The 23,761-nt window shown below is 66.4% G+C and carries 23 protein-coding genes and 1 tRNA gene; 5 read left to right on the top strand and 19 right to left on the bottom strand.

What is annotated here, in order from left to right; all coding sequences use genetic code 11:
• Nucleotides 1-32: 32 nt before the first annotated feature.
• The 8 genes from EG812_RS08345 to EG812_RS08380 form a co-directional block, all read right to left on the bottom strand.
• Nucleotides 33-1,469 carry a tyrosine-type recombinase/integrase gene (locus EG812_RS08345; protein WP_126711245.1) on the bottom strand — a complete coding sequence of 479 codons (1,437 nt, stop codon included), beginning with the start codon at nt 1,467-1,469 and terminating at the stop codon, nt 33-35.
• Entirely contained in the window at nt 1,466-1,651 is a 186-nt protein-coding gene (locus EG812_RS08350; RefSeq protein WP_126711246.1) for a helix-turn-helix transcriptional regulator, read from the bottom strand. Before EG812_RS08350 ends, EG812_RS08345 begins: the two co-directional genes overlap by 4 nt.
• Nucleotides 1,648-3,405, bottom strand: coding sequence for a replication initiator (locus tag EG812_RS08355; RefSeq protein ID WP_126711247.1), 1,758 nt, complete (start codon nt 3,403-3,405; stop codon nt 1,648-1,650). The genes EG812_RS08350 and EG812_RS08355 overlap by 4 nt, the downstream gene beginning before the upstream one ends.
• Nucleotides 3,402-3,944, bottom strand: a complete 543-nt coding sequence (locus tag EG812_RS08360; RefSeq protein WP_126711248.1) for a DUF2637 domain-containing protein — start codon at nt 3,942-3,944, stop codon at nt 3,402-3,404. The genes EG812_RS08355 and EG812_RS08360 overlap by 4 nt, the downstream gene beginning before the upstream one ends.
• Entirely contained in the window at nt 3,941-4,132 is a 192-nt protein-coding gene (locus tag EG812_RS08365) for a hypothetical protein (RefSeq protein ID WP_126711249.1), read from the bottom strand. Before EG812_RS08365 ends, EG812_RS08360 begins: the two co-directional genes overlap by 4 nt.
• Nucleotides 4,133-4,137: 5 nt before the next feature.
• Nucleotides 4,138-4,386 (bottom strand): hypothetical protein, encoded by a 249-nt coding sequence (locus EG812_RS08370; RefSeq protein WP_126711250.1) that lies wholly within the window; start codon nt 4,384-4,386, stop codon nt 4,138-4,140.
• Complete coding sequence (locus tag EG812_RS08375) at nt 4,383-5,978, bottom strand: FtsK/SpoIIIE domain-containing protein (RefSeq protein WP_126711251.1); 1,596 nt, start codon at nt 5,976-5,978, stop codon at nt 4,383-4,385. The genes EG812_RS08370 and EG812_RS08375 overlap by 4 nt, the downstream gene beginning before the upstream one ends.
• Before the next feature lie 305 nt (nt 5,979-6,283).
• A complete protein-coding gene (locus EG812_RS08380; RefSeq protein ID WP_126711252.1) occupies nt 6,284-6,679 on the bottom strand; it encodes a transcriptional regulator in 396 nt (131 codons plus the stop codon).
• Nucleotides 6,680-7,141: 462 nt separating this feature from the next.
• On the opposite strand from EG812_RS08380, the gene EG812_RS08385 reads away from it, so the two are divergent.
• Nucleotides 7,142-7,582 carry a hypothetical protein gene (locus tag EG812_RS08385; protein ID WP_126711253.1) on the top strand — a complete coding sequence of 147 codons (441 nt, stop codon included), beginning with the start codon at nt 7,142-7,144 and terminating at the stop codon, nt 7,580-7,582.
• Here EG812_RS08385 and EG812_RS08390 read toward each other — a convergent pair.
• The 3 genes from EG812_RS08390 to EG812_RS08400 all read right to left on the bottom strand — a co-directional run bounded on the left by EG812_RS08390 (nt 7,566) and on the right by EG812_RS08400 (nt 9,629).
• Nucleotides 7,566-8,342: a glycosyltransferase family 2 protein gene (locus EG812_RS08390; protein ID WP_233579425.1), complete on the bottom strand. Its 777-nt coding sequence runs from the start codon at nt 8,340-8,342 to the stop codon at nt 7,566-7,568. The genes EG812_RS08385 and EG812_RS08390 overlap by 17 nt on opposite strands.
• On the bottom strand, nt 8,330-9,151 hold the full coding sequence (locus EG812_RS08395) for a GntR family transcriptional regulator (RefSeq protein ID WP_126711255.1): 822 nt from the start codon (nt 9,149-9,151) through the stop codon (nt 8,330-8,332). Before EG812_RS08395 ends, EG812_RS08390 begins: the two co-directional genes overlap by 13 nt.
• 133 nt (nt 9,152-9,284) lie before the next feature.
• Complete coding sequence (locus tag EG812_RS08400; RefSeq protein WP_233579426.1) at nt 9,285-9,629, bottom strand: hypothetical protein; 345 nt, start codon at nt 9,627-9,629, stop codon at nt 9,285-9,287.
• 877 nt (nt 9,630-10,506) lie between these two features.
• Here EG812_RS08400 and EG812_RS30045 point away from each other — a divergent pair.
• Nucleotides 10,507-10,929: a GntR family transcriptional regulator gene (locus tag EG812_RS30045; RefSeq protein WP_158632496.1), complete on the top strand. Its 423-nt coding sequence runs from the start codon at nt 10,507-10,509 to the stop codon at nt 10,927-10,929.
• A gap of 451 nt (nt 10,930-11,380) precedes the next feature.
• Here EG812_RS30045 and EG812_RS08415 read toward each other — a convergent pair whose 3' ends face one another.
• Genes EG812_RS08415 through EG812_RS08430 form a run of 4 tightly spaced genes read right to left on the bottom strand, consistent with a single transcriptional unit; the run spans nt 11,381 to nt 17,753 of the window.
• A complete protein-coding gene (locus EG812_RS08415; RefSeq protein WP_126711258.1) occupies nt 11,381-11,707 on the bottom strand; it encodes a M48 metallopeptidase family protein in 327 nt (108 codons plus the stop codon).
• A 4-nt stretch (nt 11,708-11,711) separates the two neighbouring features.
• Nucleotides 11,712-14,648 carry a type I restriction endonuclease subunit R gene (locus tag EG812_RS08420; RefSeq protein ID WP_126711259.1) on the bottom strand — a complete coding sequence of 979 codons (2,937 nt, stop codon included), beginning with the start codon at nt 14,646-14,648 and terminating at the stop codon, nt 11,712-11,714.
• Nucleotides 14,645-15,925: a restriction endonuclease subunit S gene (locus tag EG812_RS08425; RefSeq protein WP_126711260.1), complete on the bottom strand. Its 1,281-nt coding sequence runs from the start codon at nt 15,923-15,925 to the stop codon at nt 14,645-14,647. The genes EG812_RS08420 and EG812_RS08425 overlap by 4 nt, the downstream gene beginning before the upstream one ends.
• Nucleotides 15,912-17,753, bottom strand: a complete 1,842-nt coding sequence (locus EG812_RS08430) for an N-6 DNA methylase (protein WP_126711261.1) — start codon at nt 17,751-17,753, stop codon at nt 15,912-15,914. Before EG812_RS08430 ends, EG812_RS08425 begins: the two co-directional genes overlap by 14 nt.
• Before the next feature lie 241 nt (nt 17,754-17,994).
• Between EG812_RS08430 and EG812_RS08435 the strand changes: the two genes are divergently transcribed.
• Complete coding sequence (locus tag EG812_RS08435) at nt 17,995-18,507, top strand: hypothetical protein (protein WP_126711262.1); 513 nt, start codon at nt 17,995-17,997, stop codon at nt 18,505-18,507.
• A 739-nt stretch (nt 18,508-19,246) separates the two neighbouring features.
• On the opposite strand, the gene EG812_RS08440 is transcribed toward EG812_RS08435, so the two are convergent.
• Nucleotides 19,247-19,330: transfer RNA gene (locus tag EG812_RS08440), tRNA-Tyr, on the bottom strand.
• Between the two features lie 140 nt (nt 19,331-19,470).
• Between EG812_RS08440 and EG812_RS08445 the strand changes: the two genes are divergently transcribed.
• Nucleotides 19,471-19,965: a YajQ family cyclic di-GMP-binding protein gene (locus tag EG812_RS08445; RefSeq protein ID WP_013735976.1), complete on the top strand. Its 495-nt coding sequence runs from the start codon at nt 19,471-19,473 to the stop codon at nt 19,963-19,965.
• Nucleotides 19,966-20,028: 63 nt separating this feature from the next.
• Here EG812_RS08445 and EG812_RS08450 read toward each other — a convergent pair whose 3' ends face one another.
• Entirely contained in the window at nt 20,029-21,228 is a 1,200-nt protein-coding gene (locus EG812_RS08450; protein WP_233579427.1) for a helix-turn-helix domain-containing protein, read from the bottom strand.
• A gap of 214 nt (nt 21,229-21,442) precedes the next feature.
• Here EG812_RS08450 and EG812_RS08455 point away from each other — a divergent pair, with 214 nt between their 5' ends.
• A complete protein-coding gene (locus EG812_RS08455; RefSeq protein ID WP_013735978.1) occupies nt 21,443-21,664 on the top strand; it encodes a winged helix-turn-helix domain-containing protein in 222 nt (73 codons plus the stop codon).
• Nucleotides 21,665-21,728: 64 nt separating this feature from the next.
• Here the strand turns inward: EG812_RS08455 and EG812_RS08460 are convergent, their stop codons facing one another.
• Both EG812_RS08460 and EG812_RS08465 read right to left on the bottom strand, forming a co-directional pair.
• Complete coding sequence (locus tag EG812_RS08460; RefSeq protein WP_126711263.1) at nt 21,729-22,259, bottom strand: orotate phosphoribosyltransferase; 531 nt, start codon at nt 22,257-22,259, stop codon at nt 21,729-21,731.
• A gap of 149 nt (nt 22,260-22,408) precedes the next feature.
• The gene (locus tag EG812_RS08465; RefSeq protein WP_013735981.1) at nt 22,409-23,668 is read right to left on the bottom strand and encodes an MFS transporter; all 1,260 of its coding nucleotides are present in this window, start codon (nt 23,666-23,668) and stop codon (nt 22,409-22,411) included.
• Nucleotides 23,669-23,761: the final 93 nt, after the last annotated feature.

Raw genomic sequence — 23,761 nt, forward strand, 5'->3', positions numbered from 1 at the left:
TCCATTGTGGTAACCAGCCGCAATACGTCGAGTCATCGCAGCGCGTCGCCGATCTTGTCATTCATGGTGTCGTCGCCGCCGTCGATGCAGTTGGCGTAGACGCGGAGCAGAACGGCAACGCTATGGCCCAGGCGCCGGGCGACCTCGGTCGGCGGGACGCCGGCATTCAACCAAAGGGAGGCCGCCGCGTGCCGCAGGTCGTAGGGCCGGCGGACGAGCGGCGAGACAACCTGCGATGCAGTCAGCGCCTTCTCGCGAGCGAGCTTCCACCACCGGTCGTAGACCGACTCGGACAGCGGCCCACCGTGCAGGCCCCGGAAGAACCGACCGTCCGGGCCAACCCCGTGATTCTCGACGTGCGCGCACAACAGCTCGACGAGCCGGGGCGGGATCGGGACCGTACGAGTCTCAGCCCTCCCCCGGTGTTTGAGTCCGCGCCGCTCGTGGGAGCCACCGTCATCGGTCCAGTGCGACCCGGCGCGCGGCGAGGTGCCCGCGAGCACCAGACGGCCCCAGCGATATTCGATCTTTTCGTGGTCGCAGGGCCGGGAAGGCTTGACTGCCGCCAGGTCGTCGAAGTCGGTTCCGCAGTCGGCGCACCGGCCGGCAAGGTCGCAGTCTTCCCGCCGTAGATCTGCGGCTTCCGAGGGACGCAGCCCCGCGTAGTAGAGGCAGCCGAAGAAGGCGGTGACCTTGTCGGCGCGTTTGCCGAGAGATTTCACCGCCTCCAGCAGCGCGGCGACCTGGGCCGGGCTCGCCACCACCCGGCGGTCGATGGACTGGGCGACCTCGGGGGCAGTCCACTGGACGCGGTCGACCGGGTTGGAGTCGATCAGCTCCAGCTCGACGGCGTACCCGAGGGCGTTGTAGAAGGTGGCGCGCTTGCGCTGGACGGTGGAGGCAGCCGCGGGCTTGCCGTCGAGGCGTACGCAGAGGCTGTCGAGGACGCGGCGGACCATGGCGGGTGAGTCCAGCTCGACGACGGGGAGGGACGCGGTTTCCAGCCAGGCGAGCGCCGCCGCATGTTCGGCCGGGATCTCGTCGGACCAGCGGCGCGGGTTGAGGCCGTAGAGGTACAGCGCTTCGCGGAGTAGGGCGTCATCGGGTCGGCCCCGCTTGGCCGGTCGGGTCAGGATGACCGTGATCGAGGTCAGCGCCTCGACGATCGACCGCCGGGTCTTGGCCGCCGCCCGGGGCCACTTCATCTCGACGTACGCGCGGCTGTGTGCGTACCAGGTGGTGGGGTTCTTGGTTCTGGCCTCGGAGACCGGGCGGCCGGTGGCCGGGTCGAAGGGCTCCCCCGCGTTGGCCGCCTGGACCAGCTCTGCGCGGAACGAGTGCGCCAGGGCCTTGGTACGGAACATCTCCTCGTGACGCTGGCCGCCCACTGCCCAACGGACTCGCCACGGTCGCGCCTTGCGGTCGGCGCGTTTGGTGATCTCCCAGATCTGGACCTCGTAACTCTTCATGCGGCGTCCTGCTCCAGGTCGCCAAGCCACCGACCGAGCGCCGACCGGCGGACCCGCAGCTGACCGTTCGGGAGCTTGATCACCCGTGGTCCCTTGCCGGTCTGCCGCCAGTAGAACCAGGTCGAGCGCGATACGCGCAGTTCGGCGAGCACTTCCGGCACGGTCAACAGTTCCTCGTTCATTGCGACTCCTCCCCCATGTGCTGCGCGTCCTGCTGAGTTGCCGAAAGCTCTGGCGGCCCCTGGGCGGCGCGGTCCTTGGCGGCGAGGAGTTCGGAGCGCCAGCGGGCGCGTTCGCCGATTGCCCGCAGTAGTCGGTGGGCCATGGGGCCGACGTCGGGGTCGTCGGGTCGGGCGAGTTCCCAGGCGTGGCGGACGGGTTCGGCGGTGTCGCCCTGGGCGTCGACGCCCTCCAGACCGACGGTGACGCCGAGCAGGGCGCGCACCCAGGCACGTACGTCGTGTTTGTGGTCGGAGAGGGTCTTGCCGGACCAGTCGCGGGAGATGAGGATGCGCCGGCCGCCGATGCCGAGGGTGTCCCGCTGGTGGACTTTGCCCTTGCAGCGGCCCGGCTTGAGTTTGGCGTGTGCCTTTTTCGGTTGGATGCCGTAGAGCAGCCAGTTCGCGCAGCGGTCGGTGCACGGGGTGAGTTGGAGTTCCTGCCAGAGCCGGTCGAAGTGCGCCCGTTGCCGGTCGGTGGTCGCCTTGTGGACGTCTCCGGTGTGTTTGGTGATGTACTTCGTGACGTAGCGGATGGTCCGTTCGGCGTCTTCGGTGCCGGGCATGACGCCGCGTGCGTCGACCTGGGAGCCGAAGCGCACGACGTGCACCGGTTCGGCGTCGGGGTCGTCGTCGATGGCGTCGAGGGCTTCCGTCCAGGTGGTCAGCGGCGCGCGGGTGTCCGGGTCGACCCACGCGGAAGCCTGCTCGTCCCAGACGGGTAGCCGGTCGAGGGTGTACTGCTGGATATCGACGCTGGGCCACCACACCTGGTGGTAGGTGGCCGCCGCCACGGTGCGGAGAACGTCGCGGGGGATGGTGCCCCGGATGGCGAAGTGTGCGTGTGGGGCGAGTCGGCGTTGGGGCTCGACGCAGCCAGCGTACTGGACGTTCCATCCTTCGCAGCGGCGCAGGTTCTGCCAGAACCGGTCGAGCAGTCGAGGGAAGTGCACCGCGTCCCAGGCGGCGCGGCGGTAGTCGTACCGGTCGGGGTTGAGCGGGGTGCCGTCGGGGCGTACCGGGCCGTAGGAGTCGAGGGTGAGTGTGAGCCACATCGACGGGCGGTAGGTGGTGCCGTCGGGGGCGGTGTAGGTCTTGCCGACGGTTCGGCGTTCGACTTTGCGCCGAGGTAGGTCGGGGGCGTCCTGGCGGCGGCGGGTGGAGCGCTTGCGGCGTGGGCCGTTGTCGTCGTCGGCCTGGTCGTCGTCGCCGGTTGAGTGTGGCGGGGCGACGCGGCCCCGGAGTCCTTCGGCCGCGATGGCTTCTTCTACTTCGCGGATTGCCTCGTCGAGGTCTTCGACCTGGTCCCACTGGCTTGCGCGGGATGCCTCGTCACGGGAGAACTCCAGGTGCCCGCGCAGCAGGATCAGCGCCTTCTGTTCCTCAGTCGCTGGCTCAGGTGGCGGTAGCGGTTCGTCGTCGCGGTGCCAGCCTTCCCGGATCTGTGCCTGTCGCAGCCGGCGGTTTTTCTTGGCGCACGGCGCGCACTTGTTTTCGCGGGTCGCGCCGCAGGGCAGGTCGATGATCTCGGTCAGGCCGGTGTTCAGGTCGGTGCGGCGCATGGCAAGCGGGCGGACGCAGACGCCGTACTCAGCGGCGATCTCTTTGAGGACGTCAACCGAGCGGGGTAGCGCCATGCGGGCCGCCCGCGACCCCGGCCGAGGTGGTGCAGCCGGGGTCGGGGCGGGTTCGAGGCCGGGCAGGGTGGCAGCGGTCATCGGATGATCCCGACGACGTGCGGCCGGTTGGGCTGAACGACGCGCGGAGGCAGCGCCGCCGGGATGACGGCCGCCGGTTCAGCCGGGCGGACCGGTTCGACGGCGGTGGCCGGCTCAGGTTCCTCGGTTCGGTACGCGGTCGGCTGGTCCGGCTCGACGGCCGGTGGGGTGACCGGGGCGTTGGAGAGGACGACCTTGACCAGGGCGAGGAACGCCAGCGATGGCACGGCCGCGACGATCCAGCCCCACACGGACGGTTCGGCTTCGGCGACCTGGGCGGCGAGGGACAGCAGCGCGAACGCCACCAGGAGCAAGGCGACCAGGCCGACGGGGCGGCCGGCGCGACGGCGGGCGCGTAGTTCCAGGCCGAGGTAGATGGCCATCAGCTCGACCGCTACGGCGTTGGCCCAGCCGATCCAGTGCGGTTGGCCGTGGGCAACGGACAGGTCGTGAACATGGGTGAAGGCAGCGGCGCCGGCCATAGTGCCGATGGCGAGCAGGATCACCAGGCGTACCGCGGATTCGGTGCGTGCGGTCATCGCCACTCCTGCAACGGCTTCTCGCGGATGGTCAGGTCGATGCGGATGCGCCGGCCGTTCAGGTCGTGGCGGCGGTTGACCATGTGCGCCAGGCCGTGCAGTGCGGCGGCGGTCTGGTGGGAGGGGCCGACGAGCCGGATGCGCAGCGGACGCCGGAGCCGGTTGATGATGCGGGTGAGAGGGTTCACGGCGGTTACCTCCGGGCCGGTCGGATGTCGGTGCGGATGTAGTCGGGTGGAGTGCCGAGGGAAGCGACCGCTTCGGAGAGGCAGCGCCACAGCGCCCACGCCTCGTCCGGGGTCAGGGACATCCGCCGCCGTCCCGCACCCACGGCGAGATAGACCGGGTACGGGTCGGGCCGGTCCGGGTCGACGCGGACGGACACGGCGGTGACCGGTTCGGGGGTACGCAGCCGGTAGAAGCGGCGGCCGGTCGCGGTCATCGGCCCTCACCCCCGGTGTCGCGGTCGAGCAGGTTGCGCAGCAGCGATTCGGGCAGCAGCGGCCCGGACGGCGTGCGCGGCAGCGGAGGCCGGGCCGGTTCGGGGGCGGTTTCCCGGCCGACCTGGGCGAGGATGTCCGCCGCGTGAGCGGGTGCCGGGTACTGCCGGGCCATGTCGCGGATGTCGTCGTCGCAGACGTACGAGAACCGGACCCGCATCGGGTCGGGGGTGCCGTCGAGAATCACGTACCCGACGCCTTTGGCCCACCGGGGCATCTGGTCAGCCAGCGCTCCTCGGTTGCGGGCACCGTCACCAAGGACCATGTCGACCTGGGACGCTTCGGTGAGGCCGAGCGCGATGCGGGTCGGGAACAGGTCCCGGAACGGCAGCACGTCCTTACGCGGGTCCTGCAACGCGGCCACCACGAGGACGCCGACCCCGGCACCCTGGGACAGCAGCAGTCCCAGCGACGACGCGATGCGCTTGCGCAGCTCGACATCTTGCAGGTACGCGGTCAGGGCGGCCATCTCGTCGACGACGACCACGACCAGGGGGTCAGCCTCGGTCGGCGTGTGCACTCGGACCGTGCCGGCAAGCCGGGTCTGCCGTTCGCGTAGCACGGTGACGGCCTCGTCGAGGAGATCGGCCATGGCCTCGAACGACTTGCAGGCGAACCGGGCGAACATCGGACGGCCGAGCGCGAACTCCATCCCGCCCTTGGGGTCGATCACCCAGAGCCGGACGAGGCCGGAGGCGATTCCGCCGCCGAGGACCCGCACCAGCGACCACAACACCGACCCCTTGCCCGACCGGGTCGCCCCACCGACGAGAACATGCGTGGCAAGCAGGTGCAGCGACCAGGGGCGCAGGTCTTCCCGCCGGGCCAGGGGCAGCGCGGTGAAGTCCGGCACCGCCGGCACGTCGAAGGGCGCAACCACAGTGCGCAAAGCGTCGGTACGCACCACCGCCAGGTAGACCAGCGTCGGCCGATCCCGGTACCGCACCCGGTCGACCAGCCGCAGCAGCCAGGTCCCGTGTCCGGTGCGGGTCGGTGGGTCGCCGGGGCGTTCCGAGTAGACCCGGACGTGTCGGCGGCCGAAGGCGTACGCCAGGTTGGCGCTGACCGCCTGGAACTGTTCCGGTGTCTGGCCCCGGACCATGCGGACGGTCAGCACGTCGAGCGCCTGATCCGAGCGCACCCGCAGCAGTTGCGGCAGGACAGGCCGATGGTCGTAGATGTCGGCGAGCCGGCACAGCGTCATGGCCTCACGCCACGCGCGCTGGTAGACGAACACCCGTCGGAATGCGCCGAGCAGCGGACCGGCCAGCCAGGTCCACCAGGACGACTCGTCTCGCCACCGCCACACCGCCGAGGCCGCCGACGCGAGCACCAGCGGCACCACCAGCCCGGACCAGCCGAACTCGACGTACAGCCACAGCGCCAGCAGCGTCGAGCCGGTGGCGACCGGATGCCGCAGGCACCACCAGACAGCCCGGCCGGACCAGCGCAGCACCAGGCCGAGCAGCACCGCCCAGACGGGCAGCTCGAAGCGCTTCGGCCGGATCACCATCAGATCCCCGGCCGAGGTCATTACCACTTCACCGCGAGGCCGCCCGATCACTTGGCACTCCGCAGCGACACGAACCGGCCCGCAGCGTCACGGAGCGGGGGGAACGGAAGAACGAGCTGCCCGGCGCAGCAACCACAGCGACCGTCGACACCGGTGGCCGGATCGAACCGGACCTGACACGCGGCACACCTGGGCCAGCCACGGCCAGCCCGACGCCTACCCTTGGACACAGTCACGACCTCTCTCGACAGAGCAGGGGAAGAGACACCAGGGGGCGGGGCTGCCGTCCGCCAAGACCAGACAGCCCCGCCCCCGACCTGATGCGGCTACGCCGCCGCCTTCTTGCCGCCGACCACCGGAGCGCGTAGCCCGGTCGCCCGCAGCGAATACGCCATCCGACCGTTGTTCGCCACGTACGGCGTGACGGTCATGCCGTCGAACTCCACCGCCTCGAACGGCGCACCCGACGGCGGCACCGGCTGGTAGTCAGCCGAGATCTTCACCGTGGTTTCCCGCGACCGCTTCCCCAGCTCAGGGTCAAGGTCCATCACCCGGACCTGCCACACCCGCTGACCGGTCACCTTGTCTTTCGCCGGGCTACGCCGGCCGGTCTTCTCGTCGTAGTCCTCGACCTCACCCAGCGACTCGGGCACCAACGCGCACCCCGCCGGGAACACGTCCTCGAACCGCACGGCGAACCGCGTGCCGCCTCGCAGAGCCATCGCTCAACCTCCTACTTGTTAACTTGTCTGCCAAGTTGCGGTCCAAGGTAGACGGCACTTGGCAGACAAGTCAACAACGCATCTCGGGTGAGCCGACGGAGGCTTGGTGATGATTTGTCTAGATAACTGTCAGTGCGCCAGGCTTCCTTAATACGACGGAAAATAAATGCGCAACACCGTGTAGCGCATTTACCGAGAGCGGAGTAGTATTTGGGGGTTTGCATTTCATGGCGCGCCTGGGGTACCTTTTCGACAAGCTGCGCAGCGGACGAATCCCTGCTCTTTTGGAGAAAACCCATGCTTTCTTTGAACGTGTCACTAAAAGTCTCGCGTGCCTTTGTTACCTGCATTGCAATGGCCTTGCTGGTTGCGCTGCAGCTGATTCCCGTGGCTCGCTAGGCCATGCAAAGGTCCCACCAGGGGAAGTTGGTAGGTCTACGGCTCGTTGGGTAAGAGCCCAACATGACGAACGGTGCGAGGGTTGATGAGAGACATGCCCGTCCGCGTGGGCTCGACGACAAGACCGTTGAGGCCTTGGGCGAGCTGAGTAAAGCGCTAGAGACGATCCACCGGGTACGTGGCCACCTGTACTCGGCGCATCAGCTCGTGGGCGGCGCTGATCTCACCCTCGACCGGGTGGTGAAGTTGCTCCGGGAGGTCGGGCACGACGAGACGGCCGACCGAGTGGAACACGAACTGTTGGGACGCAATCTGCTACCCGGTCGTTGGACCTTTCAGATCATGGAGGAGTTCGACGACGGCTACTACGCCGCGTTCCAGGAGATCGAGCGGGACGCGCGGGAGAAGCTAGCCGGCGGTCGACGGCACATCTACGAGGCGGAGATGAAGGAGCGGCGGCGTACCCACGGCATGCCGGGGCACGAGGCTAAGCCAGAGGAGTGAGCTGTAGACCGTTCGGCAGCATCGAGGCCAGGGCGTTTGCTCTGGCCTCGATGATCCTCATTCGCGCCTGAAACTCAGCCGGCTCCCGGTGCGCGGCCTGGCTGGTGACCTGGCCGGGCCACTTGCGGTAGAGCAGTCCGTACTCCCGAGTGAAGTAGCCGGCGCTGACGGCGTTGGCGGCGAGCAGCAGGCCCGTGTCCTCCGAGGCGGGAAGGGCCATCCAGCCGCCCAGGGCGAAGACGAGATCCCGCCGCAGGCACATCGTCGCTGGGTGCACCGATGCTCGGTAGTCGTTGGCCTGCCAGAACGACAGAACCGCGCCGCGGTCGACGACGCCGGCGGCTGGATCCTTGTCCCATCCCGCGGTCGACCCGTCGGGCAGCAGATCGAGTACCCGCGAGGTGGTCCAGCCGATCTGTGGGTGCGCGTCGAACGCGGCGATGTCTCGGGCGAGCGCGCCGGGGGTCAACTGGTCGTCAGCGTCCAGGACCTTGATGAGATCACCGGAAACCCGGGAAAGGGCGAGGGTACGAGCGACGCCAGGCCCACCGGGGCGGCCGGCGCCGAGGCTGATGCGCGGATCCTCGGGGAGCACGTCGACCAGGGCGCCGGTCTGCCCGTCCTCCTGGACGAGCCATTGCCAGTCCCAGCCCGGGGGCATGTCCTGCTTGGCCAATGACTCGTAGGCGCCAGCGACGTGCTCAATGCTGGGCGCATGGACGGGCGTGACGACCGAGACGATCTGCGTCAAGTTTTCCACCGTTGGAGTTTGTGGGAGTAGACAAGCTCGGTCCGGTCACCCGGCATGACCACGTCGGCGACTTCGACGACACGGCCGGTGGTGTCGATCGAGGTCTTGCGCACGGTGAGCACGGAGACGCCCGGGTCGATGTCCAGTAGCTCGGCCTCGTCGGGGGACGGTGGACGGGCGCGGATCTCGTCGTCGATCCGGTCCACCTCGATGCCGAGCGTGTGGAGCTGGTGCTGCGTGCCGCCCGGCCAAGGCTCTTTGCCCGCGTCGAGCAGATCCGGGTTCGCCGTCACCAGGTCGTAAGGCAGGAAGGAGTACGACATGGTCAGCGGTGCGTTCTCGTGCCGGGAGGACGTCCAGTAGACGCGGCGCAGCAGCGGAGTACCCGGCTCGACCCGTAGGGCCGCGGCCATGTCCTCGTCCGCCTCGACGCGTGCATACTCAGCATGGAACTTGAGGTCGTCGACGGTTAGGCCGGTGTCGTGCTCGATGGCTCCGGTCTTCACCCGCTCCGCTTCGTCGAGCAGGGCCCGGTCCTTCTCCCACTGGTACCGCTCGGCGTTACGTCGGCGCACGCGCTGGCGGGGAGCCCGAACGTAGGTGCCGCGCCCCTGCTCGGCCCGGACCAAGCCCCATTCGCGAAGCTGGCGGATGGCGTTGCGCACGCTGGTGCGGGACAGGCCCGACGTGTCGGCTAACTCCGTCTCGCTCGGCATCAGCGTGCCGGGGGCCAGCTCTCCGCGCGTGATCTTTGCCCGCAACTCTTCCGCGAGTTGCAGGTAGCGAGGGCGCCAGTCCCGGCCATGCACACCGGTCACCGTACCCCCTAGTCGTTCCAACGTCTGCCAGGTGGTCCCGCCGGCGGGCCGCTCGGGCAGCGCGGCGACAGGAGCCGGTACCCGCCGAGGCTGCTGCTTGCCTACCGCGGCTGCCCGCGCCGTGAGCCGTCGGTCAGTGGTCCCCATCGCGCTCCTCCAGAGACTGGCCCTTGGTCATCATTACCAGCCGGGCGTAGGTCAGTTCGTAGATGAGCCGGTCCAATTGGATCCGGTCGAGCAGAATCGGCTGAGTAGCGCCGTCGCGGGTCGCGTCGAGCTTCACCGCCAACTCGCGACGCGCGAAGTGGTCGAGGAGCAGTTGAACGCTGACCCAGCCGGTCCGCTCCCGGCCGATGGTGGCTAGGAGCCCGCGGTGCATCGGATCGTTCGGCCCGCAGCCCTGGCACCACGTCGGGCATCCAGCAGGAGCGGGCTGCGTCTCGCGGAGCTCGTCGGTCTGGACCTCGCGTTCAGTCATGGTCGCTCCCAGTTGGTCCAGCGGCCTGGTCCAGCATGCTCCGAAGCCGCTCGATCAACTCGGCTGTCTGCTCCAAGGACAGTTCCGCCCAAGCGTTACCGGCGCGGTGTGTCGCGTGGACCGCGATGAGGGGCGTCCGGGCGTCGACGCCGATCAGGTACGTGACGACCGCGCCACCAGTCCGCACCTCACCGATTCGATAGAGCGGGCCGCGATGGCGGCGGGCCATGTGTGTCATCAGTGGCGGAACCAGGTGACCGCAACGGTCCGGGGCACACCAGTCCGGGTGACTCATCTCGACAGCCGACTTGTCCACACTTGTCACTGCGACCACCGCCCGCCGTTGCCCCGGTAGGTCTGCGCCAGTGTCATCAGCGGCGCATACCGCATCACGGGCACTTCCCTCGTCGGACCGACCGACCAGCAGGGCGAAGCTGCCGCGGGAGGCGGCGGTGCAGCGGTTTGGATCTTGCCGTAGGCGTTCCGGTTCAGCGGGCGTTTCTTTCGGGACCACCAGGACGACAGCCAGTGGCGCCGGCGGTGAGAGCCAGGCACTACACCTCCACGGGTAGACGGGGACCGGTGACCGACCACGGGGGAATGCAGCCGGCCACCGGCCCGGATGAAGGCACGGCGCACCGTCCGACGCAGACGGGTCGGGTATCGCCGAGCCAACTTGTCGCGCGGCTACCGCAACCGGTCCGACAGGACGCCGCGCCTCATGTGCGGCCAGGGCCGGCGCGGCACCACCCCTGATACGAACCGTCACCCCGGCCGCACACCACGAAAGGTATCTACAAGTGAATGAGTTGTCTAGACGTCGAAACGGGTCACTTGGTTGGCACTTGGTAAGACAAGTGCCAGGTACGGTGGGCGGGTGCCCACCCCGCACTACGGACAGCCCCGCTACCGCGTCATCGCTGACGACCTAAGAAGGCGCATCGAGAACGGAGCCATCCCTCCCGGCGCCCTCTTGCCAACCGAGAGTGTCCTCACTGCCGAGTTCCGGGCGAGCCGCGGCACAATCCGCCAGGCCATAGCGGCCTTGCGGGAAGCCGGCTTGGTCGTCACCGAGCATGGTCGCGGCACCTACGCACGCCCCCGCCCGCCAGGAAGCAGAGAAACGACGGCTCCTCTACTTACGACAGGACAGCGAGAAGTCGCCGCAGACCCAGAGCTTGCAGCCCTTTTCGCTGTCGAGGTGGGTACAGCCCTAGTCGAACTACAGAGCATCGAACAATCACGCGGAGCCGTTGAAGCAGTCGTCAGGATTTACAGATTGCGCTCACCGAGCCAGTAGCCCAGGCCCGCAGCTTCGATCCTTCTTGCAGGGCCGCCCCTTGCCGGGCGGCAGCTCGCCAACAGCGATCAGGGCCTAATGACGCTGGGGGCGGCAGCCGGCCGGGCTCGCCCAGTAGGACACTGCCCGCCAGTCGTGACCGGCAGGGCCCGCTGTGACGCCCGCTCGTGGCACGCTGGCGCAAGAAGCCCGCGGGGGCCCCCCTCCAATGCCAAGGGCGCTAATGCGCGGCTGCGCAACGGCCCTGAGCGCCGCTCTTGACCTGAGAGCCTCTGCGACTCCTCTGCCGGCCGTCACTGGACAGGCCCCGGTCCGCCGAGGAGGACACGCGCCCGCCACCACCACCTCATCGCGCCGCATGTTCCCACTACGACCTTTGCCCACTTGTCGTGCTGTAATGACCAACAGGCCAGCTGGATCACGGGAGCTCGCACCAGATCGTGCCGGGTGATCAGTACCTCCGCTGCCGGTCGGTGCTGTGGCGGCCCCCAGCCTCGAACTCGCGCCAGCCTGGAACCATAGCGGTCATCATGGCTTTAAAGCGCTGGCCGTGGTCGCTGTAGCGGAGGTGCAACAGTTCATGAACGATGACGTAGTCCTGAAAGCCAGGCTCCATCTCCGCCAAATCTTCGGCAAATTTGACTGTGCCATCCGGGGAGCACGACCCCCACTTCTTGGGCATTTCTTCGATAACGACCCGTTCAGGGTTGACCTTTAGCTTTAGTGCCCACGCCATCGTTCGGCGCCGAAGTTGCTGTTCTGGGTAGAAAAAGGTCATCGGACTAGGCCGTCCTCTCCAAAACCTGCATCACGTGCTCGATAACTCGCGCGCGCTCTTCCTTCCCTATGGCTAGCAACGGCTTATAGAGGTTGCGCCGCAGTTGGCGTTTCTCGTCCACGTTCTCGCGCCAGCTCGGGAATCTGGTAAGAACAGATTCAATCTCACGAGCGGCAGTCATCGGATCGACGCCGGCATCGATCACCTTATCGTCCTGTTCGAGTACCCAGTAGAGAGCAAAGCCGACTCTAGAGAGACCACTTCTCTCAGCTCTCCTTCGGGCTTCGCCCTTCTCGACCGCCAAAGCGGCAAGGTCATCCAAAGCTGCTAGCCCGGTGGTCTTGCGCTCCTCGAGGTTCTTGATGATCCGCTCGGCACGCTCCATGAGCCCTTGCAGAACCACTGCGGCGGCCGGATCGCCGCCCATCTCCCTGCGCAGCCCGCGCAGCAGGTTGTAGACCTTACCCTCCTCTGGGCCCTCGTCGCTCTTGAGAGACTCAAGGGTCTCGACATCGAAAGTGACGACCTTCGAGAAGCGGCCGAGACCGTCTTGGCCAGCTGTCTCTTCAACCAAACGACGTGTCTTGTGCTCAAGATCGGCGAGGAAACTTGTTGCCTGCGAGTAAGCATTCCGGACTGCTGCGTACAACTGGCTAAGCTGTTTGTAGGTCTTGATATGGTCGCGTAGTTCGGCGGAAGGCGAGAGAATCTCCCACAGACTCTCAATGTTCTTATAATCATCGAAAAGCTTTTTACGGGCTTCCGGGGTACCAAACCGCTTCCAGACGAGTTCGTCGAGTTGGGCATCGGGCGACACTTTGGCGTCTACCTCGAGGTACTCCGCGGCCGACGCAGCAAGCTTATCTTGGAGGTCCATCATGAGGACATCGAGGTCCTCAAGGGCACCCTCGACCGCGTCCGAGTCGAACTGCAGGGCCTTGTTGAGCTGCTTAAGAATGCCGACGAAATCGACGACGAGACCAACGCGCTTCCGGACGTTCTCGTCATCAATGTAGGGACGGTTAACGCGCGAGATGGCTTGCAGCAAGACATGGTCGCGCATCGGCTTATCGAGATACATGGCATAAAGGACCGGAGCGTCGTATCCGGTAAGGAGCTTGTCGGTCACGATTAGGATCTTCGGTGCTTGACCAGGCTTCTTGAACTGCCGGCGCACCTCCCTTTCCCGCTCGTCCGACAGTTGCATTGCAGCCACGGCGGGGCGGTCAACAACGTCATTAGGGTTCTTGCTATAGACGACCTCTGACCACTCAGGCGGGAGATGCCGATCGAGAGCCTTCTTGTACTTGGCGCATGCCTCGCGGTCAACAGCGACCAGGAACGCCTTATACCCGAGCGGCAGGACGTTTTCCTCGAAATGCTTCGCAACGAACTCGGCAACGTTCTTGACTCGATCGTCCGCGCTGAGGAATGCGCGAAGCCCGACAGCCCGGTCCAAGACCCTGTTGAGCTCCTCGACGTCGGTGATTTCCTCTTGCTCGGCTAGCGCGAAGAATTGTTCGTCAAGATCCTCAGTCCTCATACGCATCGAGGACGGAGCAAGCATGTACTTGATCGGAAGTGTCGTCTCGTCGGTGATCGAGTCAACAATCGAGTATTTGTCAAGGTAGCCACCCTCGTCATCGACACCAAATATCTGGAAGGAACCCGAGCCATCCTTAGCGCTGCCGACCGGCGTTCCAGTGAAGCCGATGATGGTGGCGTTGGGAACGGCAGCCATCAGGTACGAGCCGAGATCAGCGGCGACCGAGCGGTGCGCCTCATCGATAAATACGAATATATTGTCCCGGGCGGAGCTGTTTTTCTTGATTTCCTCGAACTTGTGGATCATCGAGACGACTAAACCGCGGAAGTCGGAATCAAAAATGTCCTGCAGGTCCTGCCTGCTATTCGCGCGACGCACGGCAATGTCGTTCTCCTGCATCTCCCCGAGGAGACGCTCAACCCAGTCCTTTAGCTGGCCTTCTAGCTCGCTCCGGTCGACTACTAGCAGCACGGTGGCGTTACTGAATCGAGCCTTGTCCTCAAGGATCTGCTGGGCGGCGGTGAGTAGTGTGAAAGTTTTGCCGGAGCCCTGCGTGTGCCAAATAAGACCGCGATTCTTCTCCGTGTCGGCGCAGCGCCACACGATCTTGTCGACCGCCTTGCGCTGGTGCTCGCGGAGCACCGACTTCCTGGTCTCACCGTCCTCAACGTAGAACAGAATCCAGTGCTTGAGGGTGCGTAGGAAGTCGGTGGGTTCAAAGAATGCTTGCACTGCAGTGCGGTAATTCTCGTCCTCCGTGTGCTTCCATTTGGCAATGTTCCGGCGAGTGGCGTTCCAAGTGACGCCGTACCAATATCCGAGGAGGTGCGTAACGTTGTATACCTGGGGCTGCGCTAGAAGCTCGGGTGTCTCGATCTCATAGCGGCGCAGCTGCTTGATGCCACGCTCCAGGGCGTCGCTGTCTTTCGGGTTCTTGTGCTCTACGATGGTTACCGGGATGCCATTGAGGACGAATACGACGTCCGCTCGATTGCCCTTACGGGCGAGCGGCTGGATCCGCCATTCCCAGGTTACGTGCATGACGTTGGCGTTGGGGTCGCCGAATTCCACAACCTGCACCGGCCGGTGGCGCTTCTCGTTTTCGTCCGGCCACTGCCGTTCACCTCGCAGCCAGCGCAGTACCTCCCTGTTGCCCTCAATCGTGGGCGGCAGTGCCTCAATGCTCTCCACCACGGCGCGCGCCTGGTCCTCGGTGAGCCACGGGTTGAACTCCTGGAGCTTGCCCTCCAGAACCTTGGTGAACAGCGTGTTGGCGGTCCCACGGCGCATGGCTTCCGCCTCCTCCGGCCGTAGGACGGTCCACCCGATTTCATTGGCGTGTTTGACCATGGGGAATTGCACGGTCCACGCCTCGCCAATTTTGAGGGTCGTCATCTGCGGCCTCCTACCGCGAGCAGCCGCTCAGGAGCAATCCAGGTTCCGAGGCTGGCCGGCTCGATTTCGCCAGTAAGTAGGCCATGGAGCAGAGAGACGAAGAGGCCGCGCAGGGTGCGTTGCTTCTGTGCATGAAGCTCTGCAAGTTCGCCGATTGCATCTAACCCAGCGACAATCCGGCGCTGCTCCTCGAGGTCAGCCGGATAGGCAATGGGCAGCCCTCGAACCAAGTCAAGGTTGAGATTCTGCTGCTGGCCACCGTGCGCCCGGCTCCTAATGAAATCGTAATGCGCCATGAGGTAGTGGAACAAGAACTTGGGGAGAACCACCTCAGCATCAGGCTGAATCGCAGCACACGCCTGGTTGCTCGTCGCCTCCACCCCGAGCATCGCAACGCGCCCCCGCGTTACTCCCTGTCCGTACATCGCGAGGAGCAGGGTGCTCGGCGGAAGCATCTTGGCGGCCGAGCATTCGAGCCCCTCTTCAGTGATGTGCTCCTCGGTTCTGGTTATGACCCCATAGTTGACCTCGGCGGTCTTGACCCATGGAATGGTCCCGCCGACCCAGTAGGCGTCCACGCCTCGGGCCGGCGTCCCGCCCGAAGATACCGTGCACCGTTGACCGAGGTCCTCTCGCACCCATCCCTTACGGAGAGTGCTGTCCGCGGCGTCGCCGAACAACTCGTGATGGAGTGCGCGCCGTAGCGCTAATGCCGCCCGCTCCGCCTCCGTCTCTGCGTCGATTGATTCGTAGATGCCGACAAGCACGTCAGAAATCCGGCGCTGTTCCTCGGCGTCGAAGATGGGATACGGAAGATCGAGTAGAGTTTGTTCCGAGATCCGCTGTCGACCGGTCGTGCCCTCCATCCTGTTGGCTGCGAACCGGCGCACCTCGGGGTGAAGGAGAAAGAAGAAGAGCAATCGTCGGTCCGTGCTGCCCGGCGAAATCGGCTTGAGCGGGATCACTTCTGTAGTAGCAAACCCAAACGGCGTATGGAGCTCGTTGGTCGTCGCCTGCTTGCCATTCTCAAACGATGGTGTGATCTTGGCGACGAGCAGGTCTCCGCGCTCGAAGTACGTTCCGCCCCCCCGGCCATCCCAGGGACGAGTCTCGTAGGCGGGGTCGCGGTAGTGGTTCTGCGGCACAGTCTCCATCGGTGCGAACGGGATAACGTCCTCTTGGAAGTCAAGCGCCCGGGGCTTGCGGGTCACCTCAAAGAAGTCGCGGACCCTCCCCCAAGCGCGGATGCTCTCGGCCTCTAGATCAAGCAGAGACACGGCGCACCCCCTGAAGGGTGCGTCCAAGCGACGCCGTCAGCTCCTGCGCCCGCGCGTCGAGTTCGAGCAGCTCGCTGAGCAGAGTGTCAACGCTGCCGATCTCGTCTTTCTCACTGCGCCTGGTCACCCACCGTGTAGGACTAAGGTTGTAGTCAGCGCCGCGAGCGTCGTCCGTGGTGATGACGGTCAACTCGCCCTTAGATTCCTCTCCCGCTACGAAGAGCCGCGCAATCTCAACGATGTCCTCGGACGAGATGTGATTCTTGGGCTTGCCCTTTACGAACCGGCTGCTGGCGTTGAGCATGACAATCTTGCCTTTGCGGGCAGTGCTCTTGCGCCTCGCGAGGACAACGATCACGCCCGCAGCAGTCGTGTTGTAAAAGAGGTTTTCTGGCAGCAGGATGACCCCGTCGATCAGATCACGCTCGACAAACCACTTCCGAATGTTTCGCTCCTTGTCCTCGTTCTTCGAGCCGGAGCCGCGCGTCATTGCACCGCTGTCGAGGACAACTGCAGCCCTGCCACCGTCATACATGGTCGCCAAGGTGTGCTGCAGCCAGGCCCAGTCACCCTTACCTGAGGTGACGCCGCCGGCCTCGTTGAAGCGATCAAATGGATCTTCCTCAAAAATGTCCGGCGAGAACGGTTGGTTCCACATCGGATTGGCAACGACGATGTCGTATCGCTTGAGTGATCCTGCTGCATCGCGGAACTTAGGATTGATCATAGTGTCGCCCCTACGCAGGTCGACCTCCATGTCGTGAATGATCGAGTTCATTTCCGCGACCGCATAGCTCTCAGCTTGGAGCTCTTGGCCGTACATCTTCAGTGGCACCTTGCTGGTGGGGTCGAGCTCTCGAGCGACGAGCTGCAGCTTGATCAGAAGCCCACCCGAGCCGCAGGCGTAGTCATGGCAGGTTTCCCCCGGCTTGGGGCGTAGAATGCGCGCCATCAGGAAACCGACTTCCGTCGGCGTGAAGAACTCACCGGCGCTTTGGCCCGATCCCTCAGCGAACTTCCGAAGCAGGTACTCGTACGCTCGGCCGAGGAAGTCAGGCTGTACGTCTGCCAGACCGAGCCGATAGCGTGGGTCCGAGAACTTCTCGACTACCGTGCGGAGCTTTGCAGGATTGATGTCACGCTCACCGTTGCGCTCGGCAGCGAAGTCGACGACATCGATGACGCCAGCCAGACCGGGATTGTGACGTACAACCGCGCGCACCGCCTTGGTCAGGTGTTCGCCGATGTCCTTTGGCGCGGTTGAACGGCCACGCTCGTCGAGCGGCCAGTCAAAGGGAAGACGCCCTGCAATAACACCCCAGCGAGCCTCGGGCGGCAGGTAGAAGCGCACCAGCTCGTGGTCGGACTCGGCGATCTCCAGCGCTACGTCATGGTCGCCGTAGTCTTCGGCCAAGCGGCTGATCTCATCATCGAATACGTCTGACAGCCGCTTCAGGAACAACAGCGGTAGGAGGTAGTCCTTAAATCGCGGAGCGTCCTTCTCGCCGCGGATCGAGCAGGCGGCGTCCCACAGCATCTGCTCCATGGGCTTAGTAGTCGGCGTTGTAGTGCTCGGCCGGCGCCCGCGCTTGCGGTTCACCGCCACAACGGCGCCAGCAGCAGGGAGGTCGGCAGTGTCGACACCGGCCTCCTCTGCGAGCGCCACGATCTTACCTATGGCCGCCTTCTGGGGCTTGTTGCCCCCACCCTCCCAGCGGTTGACAGTCGCGAAGGACACGCCGAGGCGCTCGGCCAGGTCAACCTGGGTGAGGTTTAGGTTTGCCCGGATAGCTCGAAGCGTCGCCGGCACGGACTCGATACGTGTCATGTTTGCCATGATTGCTATATCGCAAGCCGATGGCAAGGTGGCACGCCAGGGCAACATGAGCGTGCACCTACGACTGCTGGCCAGCCGACCGGCCTGGCCTAACAGACCGTACGCGGGACGTCGTTCCAGCTAGCGCGTCGACATCGCGCGGACCAGCAGAGACGCAAGGGCGCCCGTACAGAGGCGGCGGCCAAGGAGCCGCTTATCGCGTCATTGGTCACGTGCTCGTAGAGTCTCCAGGGTGAGTGGTTCAGGTGCATACCTGGTCGTGCTGGGCGAACGTGAGGCCATCTGGTGGGTTCTTCACGAACAGAGGATGGCGTTCCCGGCTACCCCGCGAGCCGAGGTAGCACGACTCGCGCCCGGTGATCGGCTGTTCCTGTACGCAACCCGGGGTGCATGGCACAACCCCAAGCGCGACCAGGGCCGCCTCATCGGCACCGCGACTCCTGTGACGGCCGTTCACCGTCTGGATGAGCCGATAGAGATCGCGGGCCGCCCGTTCCCCTCTGTCTGCAGGCTCCAGATCCAAGGTGTGGTGCCCTACCCCGGCGGGCTGGAGTTGCGGCCGCTGGTGGAGCGGCTCGACGCCTTTCCCAAGCCACACGTATGGAACACATACCTCCGGCGGCCCCTGGTTCAGTTGTCCGACAGTGATTGCGCCATCCTCGACGAAGGTCTTCGCTCGATGGTCGTGCCACGCGATCAGGCTCTGTTGACCTACCCGTCAACGACGGCTAATCGCAGCTGCTAGGAGGAGCTACCCGGCTCTCGACAGGCTCCGCCTATGACCCCCTGTGGTGCTCAGCGAAGCAGCGTCGGAGTCCGGGCGCCGCGCCGGCGTTGGCTGGTGACGTGTATCAGGTCTGGGACCGTGCGAGGGCGGCCACCTCAAGCTCGTCCTTGGATTCCGACCGCCAGCGGGACGAACCCCCGGCCAACTAGCCCCAGCAACTCGCCAGGGAACTAGGTTTGTTGCCGATTTCCTCTGTTCTGGATCAAGGTGCCGCGCTCCGCGCGTCGCGGGGCGGTAAGCCGGCCGGCGGCAAGCCGCCCCGGCCGCCTCCGGCGCCGGGACGGAGAGCCACCGACTGCCGCCGGACCGCCGCCCCGGGTCTGCTGATCCGGCCGGCAGCACGATCACGGCCAAGCGGTACGGAAGCCGAACCGGACGGCCTTGTCGACGATCTGGGCTTCCGACTGCCGCACCAGTCCAACCCCGGGACTGGCTTGCCACCGATCCTCTCCCTCAGCCGACGACACATCACCGCGGACCCCTCAGCCGATCGTTACACGCACGGACTCCGCCAGACCGGAACCCAGGCACCAACTCCAGCGATCGCAGCCTCAGAAGAGCCCTCAGCGGGCAAGATCGACCTGCCCACCATCTGCCCACAACCAGTCGTAGACGCCTGGACCCAGCCGGACTCGACCAGACCAACGACAACGGCCCCCGATCAGCATCTCTGCTGGTCAGGGGCCGTGTCTGCACCTGGTGGCGGGTAGAGGATTCGAACCTCTGTAGCTTTCGCGACGGATTTACAGTCCGCTCCCATTGGCCGCTCGGGCAACCCGCCAGGGCACACCTCCGCACCGAGGTGCGGCGGCGGAAGCAAGGATAGCGGCTCCTCCCGGCCTGGGCGCAACCGGGTACCGTCAGGGGGTCGCACCCCTGGTCATCCAGGGGCAAACGATCACAAACAGCAGGAGTATGAGCATGGCAGCGAACCCGTCGTTCGACATCGTCAGCAAGGTTGACCGCCAGGAGGTCGACAACGCCCTTCGCCAGGCGGAGAAGGAGCTTGCGACGCGGTTCGACTTCCGGGGTACGGGTGCGGAGATCTCCTGGTCGGGCGAGGAGGCGATCAGCCTCCAGGCGGAGACCGAGGAGCGGGTGCAGGCCGCGCTGGAGGTCTTCAAGGAGAAGCTGATCAAGCGGAACATCTCGCTGAAGTCGCTGGACGCCGGGGATCCTCGTTCGTCGGGCAAGATCTTCAAGATCGATGCCAAGGTGGTGCAGGGCATCGACCAGGAGAAGGCCAAGGCGATCAGCAAGAAGATCCGCGACGAGGGCCCCAAGGGCGTGCAGGCGCAGATTCAGGGCGACCAGCTGCGCGTCACAGGCAAGAAGAAGGACGACCTGCAGGCCGTCATCACGCTGCTCAAGGCGGAGGACTTCGGCGTCGCCCTCCAGTTCACCAACTACCGCTAGGCACGGATGCCAGCCGCCCTCCGCTGCCCCTGACGGCTGGCGTTCGGCTTACGGCTGAGCTGGTCAGGGGCAGAGCAGGCCGAGGGTGAGGGCGAGTTGGGTGATCGTGGTGGGGGCTTCCGGGTCACGGGCGACCTGGGCGACGGTGTCGCGGCCCGCTGGGCGGTGGCGTACCTCGGCCGGTGCGATGTGGTCGGCTTGCAGCAGGACGCGGGCCGCCGCGCTGGGGGCGTCTGCGTGCAGGTAGGCGCGTGCCGCGTCGATCAGGTGCGCGGCTCGGCGTTCGACAGGTAGGCAGCGCCAGCCGTCGTACCCGATGATTTTCTGGTGTCGGGTGACGGCTTGCCGGGTGTCGCCGGCCTCGATGGCGGCGGCTGTCCGGGCCAGTTCGACGGTGGTCGGTCCGAAAGCGGTGTGGTGATGGTCCTGCCCGTCGCCCACTCGGGCGGCCATGTCCGCCGCCTCGTCCAGCAACCCGGCCGTCGCCCGCTCGTCGCCTGATCTGGCCGCCATCATCGCCGCCTCCAACAGCAGGGTGCCGCACAGCGACAGCTCCTGGGGCGTACCGGCGTCGAGGTCGGGTGGTGCGGCCTGGTAGGCGGCGGCGAGCATCACCGACCTGGCCCGCGACGAGGCCGGCAGCGCCTGACCGAGCTGCACCGCCGCGCACGCCACCAGCAGCTGGTCGCCGGTCGCGGCGGACATCGCCCGGTCCGCGGCCAGCCAGGCAAGGCTCCGCTCGCCCAGCTTGACCAGCAGAGCCGCCGTGATCCGGTACGCCTCCACCAGCGCAGCCCGGCACGCCTGCGGTGTCTGCGCGTGAGCGCGGTGGACCTCGGTCAGCAGTGTCGGCAGCAGCTCGATCAGGTGTGGGTACCGGGCGTGCTGGTAGGTGCTCCAGGCGTGCGCAAGCTCCTGGTCCAGTCGTTGCGGCGACATCGGCGGCCGGCGACCGGGGGGACGGCCCGGTGATATCTCGTACGCGGACAGCGCCGTCCTGATCCGGGCGACGCCCTCGTTGCGGTCGACCAGTTCGGCGGGCTGCTCGTCGTGTCCAAGCAGAGTGGCGGCGTCGACGCGCAGGACGGCGGCGATATCGCGGATGGTCGACACCCGTTCCAGCGAGCGGACGCCACGCTCGACCTTGTCCACCCAGCTTTTCGACTTGCCCAGCCTGTCCGCGAACGTCTGCTGCGACAGCCTCCGCCGAACCCGCAGGTACGCCACCCGCCGACCGATCGGCACCGGGTCACCTCTGGTCACCGCGCCTCCCAACGACACATGCCAGGGAAGCCGTGGGCACTCGCTCCAGAACGGAGTACCCACGGCAGGGACCACCCGGCCGCCAAGCTGGATAGCCCTACGAGCAACTTAAGACGCAATGTACGCAGGGTCAAGAACTGACAGCACATAGCGTTGCAAGTTGGGGCTACCGCGTGGTCTGCTTGCACCAGCCGCCAAGCTGGGAGCACGACCAATGTCAGAAGCTGCGTACCTACAGGTCGCCCGGGACATCCGCGAGCAGGTCAGCTCCGGCCAACTGAAGCCGGGTGACAAGTTGCCGTCGTTCGCCTCCCTGTGCGACCAGTACAAGGTCAGCAACACGGTGATCCGCGCGGCAATGCTCATCCTTAAAGCCGAAGGGCTCATCGACGGCAGACAGGGCAAGGGCGTCTACATCGCAAACCCTCTCCCCTGACCGGCCGGCCACAGTCCAGGGCGTGCGACCGTCACGCGTCTTCTATCTCGACAGCCTGGCGGGCTCAGTGCCCTCCGTGTGCCCCGAGGTCGGCGCGCGTGAGCAGGGCGCGAAGGGTGATGCCCTCGGCCGCCAGTGCCTCGCTTCCGCCCTCCTGACGGTCGATCACACAGACGGCGGCGTCGACCCGGGCTCCCAGGCTCCTCAGATCCCTGGTCGACAGCACCACCTGCCCACCGGAGGTCACCACGTCCTCGACGACGAGCACCTGCCGATCCGCCACCTCTGCTCCCTCAGCCAGCCGAGCTGTCCCGTACGGCTTTGCGGTCTTCCGCACGAACGCGCAGGGCAGGCCGGTGTGTCGACCGAGTGCCGTCACGACGGCGATGCCTCCCATCTCCAGACCGGCCAGCACCTCGGTGCCGGCGGGCACCAGGGCGACCATCTGCTCCGCGAGCGCATCCAGCAGGACCGGGTCCGCCTCGAACTGGTACTTGTCGAAGTACTCGTTCGCCGTCCGCCCGGAGCGCAGGACGAATTCTCCGGTGAGGCGAGCCCTGGCATTGACCTGACGCGCGAGATCCTCAAGCTTCACGTGAGGAATCCTGGCACGCGACCCGTCAGCGGTTGAAGATCAACAGAAGCACGATGGTGCCGATGGCGCTGACCAGGAGCGAGCCGAGGCAGCCGAGGCGGTTCGAAAAGAAGGCGAACATGCCTCGGTGATACCCACCAGCGGCCCGGTCAGACCGGGGCGGGGGTTTCGACGCGTACGGTGGCGGCTTCTGCGCGGGCGATGGGGCCGGCGGGCAGGGCGGCGATGGCGGCCCCGGCGGCGACCGCCGCACCGGCGAACAGGAACGCCCAGGGCACCCCACCTGCATGGTCGACGATCAGGCCGGCCACCGCGCCACCGGCGGCGCTCGCCCCGACGGACATGGTGACCACCCAGGTGTACGCCTCGTTCAGCATGCCGGTCGGCGAGATCCGCCCGACCAGGGTGTTCTCCAGGGTCAGGGCCGGCGCGATGGTGGCCCCACCGACCACCAGGGCGGTGCCGAGCGCCAAGGGGGTGGGCATCACGGCGAAGACGGCGAAGCTGCCCGCCACGGCGGCGAGCAGCCAGGCGAACTGTCGGGTCATGTTGCGAGCCGGGCGGCGGATCCCGAACCAGAAGCCGCCGACGGCGCTGCCGACGCCCCAGACGGCCAGGAGTACGCCGGCCAGGCTGTCCGGGTCGTCGGGGGTGTAGCGGGTGGCGAAGGCGGGCACCGTCACGCCGGCCGCGCCGAAGGCGATGCCGAGGCTGGCCACGCAGAGCAGCAGGGCCGGGAATCCGGGGACCCGCAGCGGGCCGAGGCCCCGCGTGTGGTGCTCCCCTGCGTGCCGCTGCCAGCCGCGCATGGTCTGGCCGAGCGCCACGGCCACGGTGCCGACCAAGGTCACCACCGCCGAGCCGATCAGGGCGGCCCCGGCGTCGGCGAACACGACAAAGCCGGCGACCAGCAGTGGGCCGAGCACGAAGACGACTTCGAAGAGGGTGGTCTCGGCGGCCAGGGCGGTGTTGCGCAGGTGGTACCGGCCGGAGGCGACGCTTGTCAGGTCGTTCCACGCGCCGCGGATCGCGGCGGTCAGCGGCGGGTAGGAGGCGCCGGCCAGGGCGGCGGCCACCAGGACCAGGGCGAAGGGTGTCTGCTCGGAGCGGGCCGCCCAGAGCAGGCCGATCAGGGCCAGTGGGTGGGCGACCGCGGTGCCGATCAGGACCGGGGTGGGGCCGATGCGGTCGGCGATCCGCCCGGCCACCGGGCTGAGCGCGGCACCGGCGAGGGCGTAGCAGCCGCCGGCGAGGGCGGCAAGTGAGTAACGGCCGGTGACCTGCTCGATGACGAGCAGCAGCGCCAGCGGGGTCATGCCGATCCCGAGCCGCCCGATGATGCCGGTGATCAGCAGCGTCGGTGCCCCCGGAAGCTGCCAGACACCCAGGTAACGGCGCAGACCAGCCACCGACGAACCTCCACGTGTGTAATGAGCGATAGCGGCTTAGACCCTAACGCTGCCCGGGTGACCCGCAACCGAACAGGGTGCCGCCCGCACCGG

The organism is Verrucosispora sp. FIM060022 (genome assembly GCF_003977705.1).
GTDB classification, from domain to species: domain Bacteria; phylum Actinomycetota; class Actinomycetes; order Mycobacteriales; family Micromonosporaceae; genus Micromonospora; species Micromonospora gifhornensis.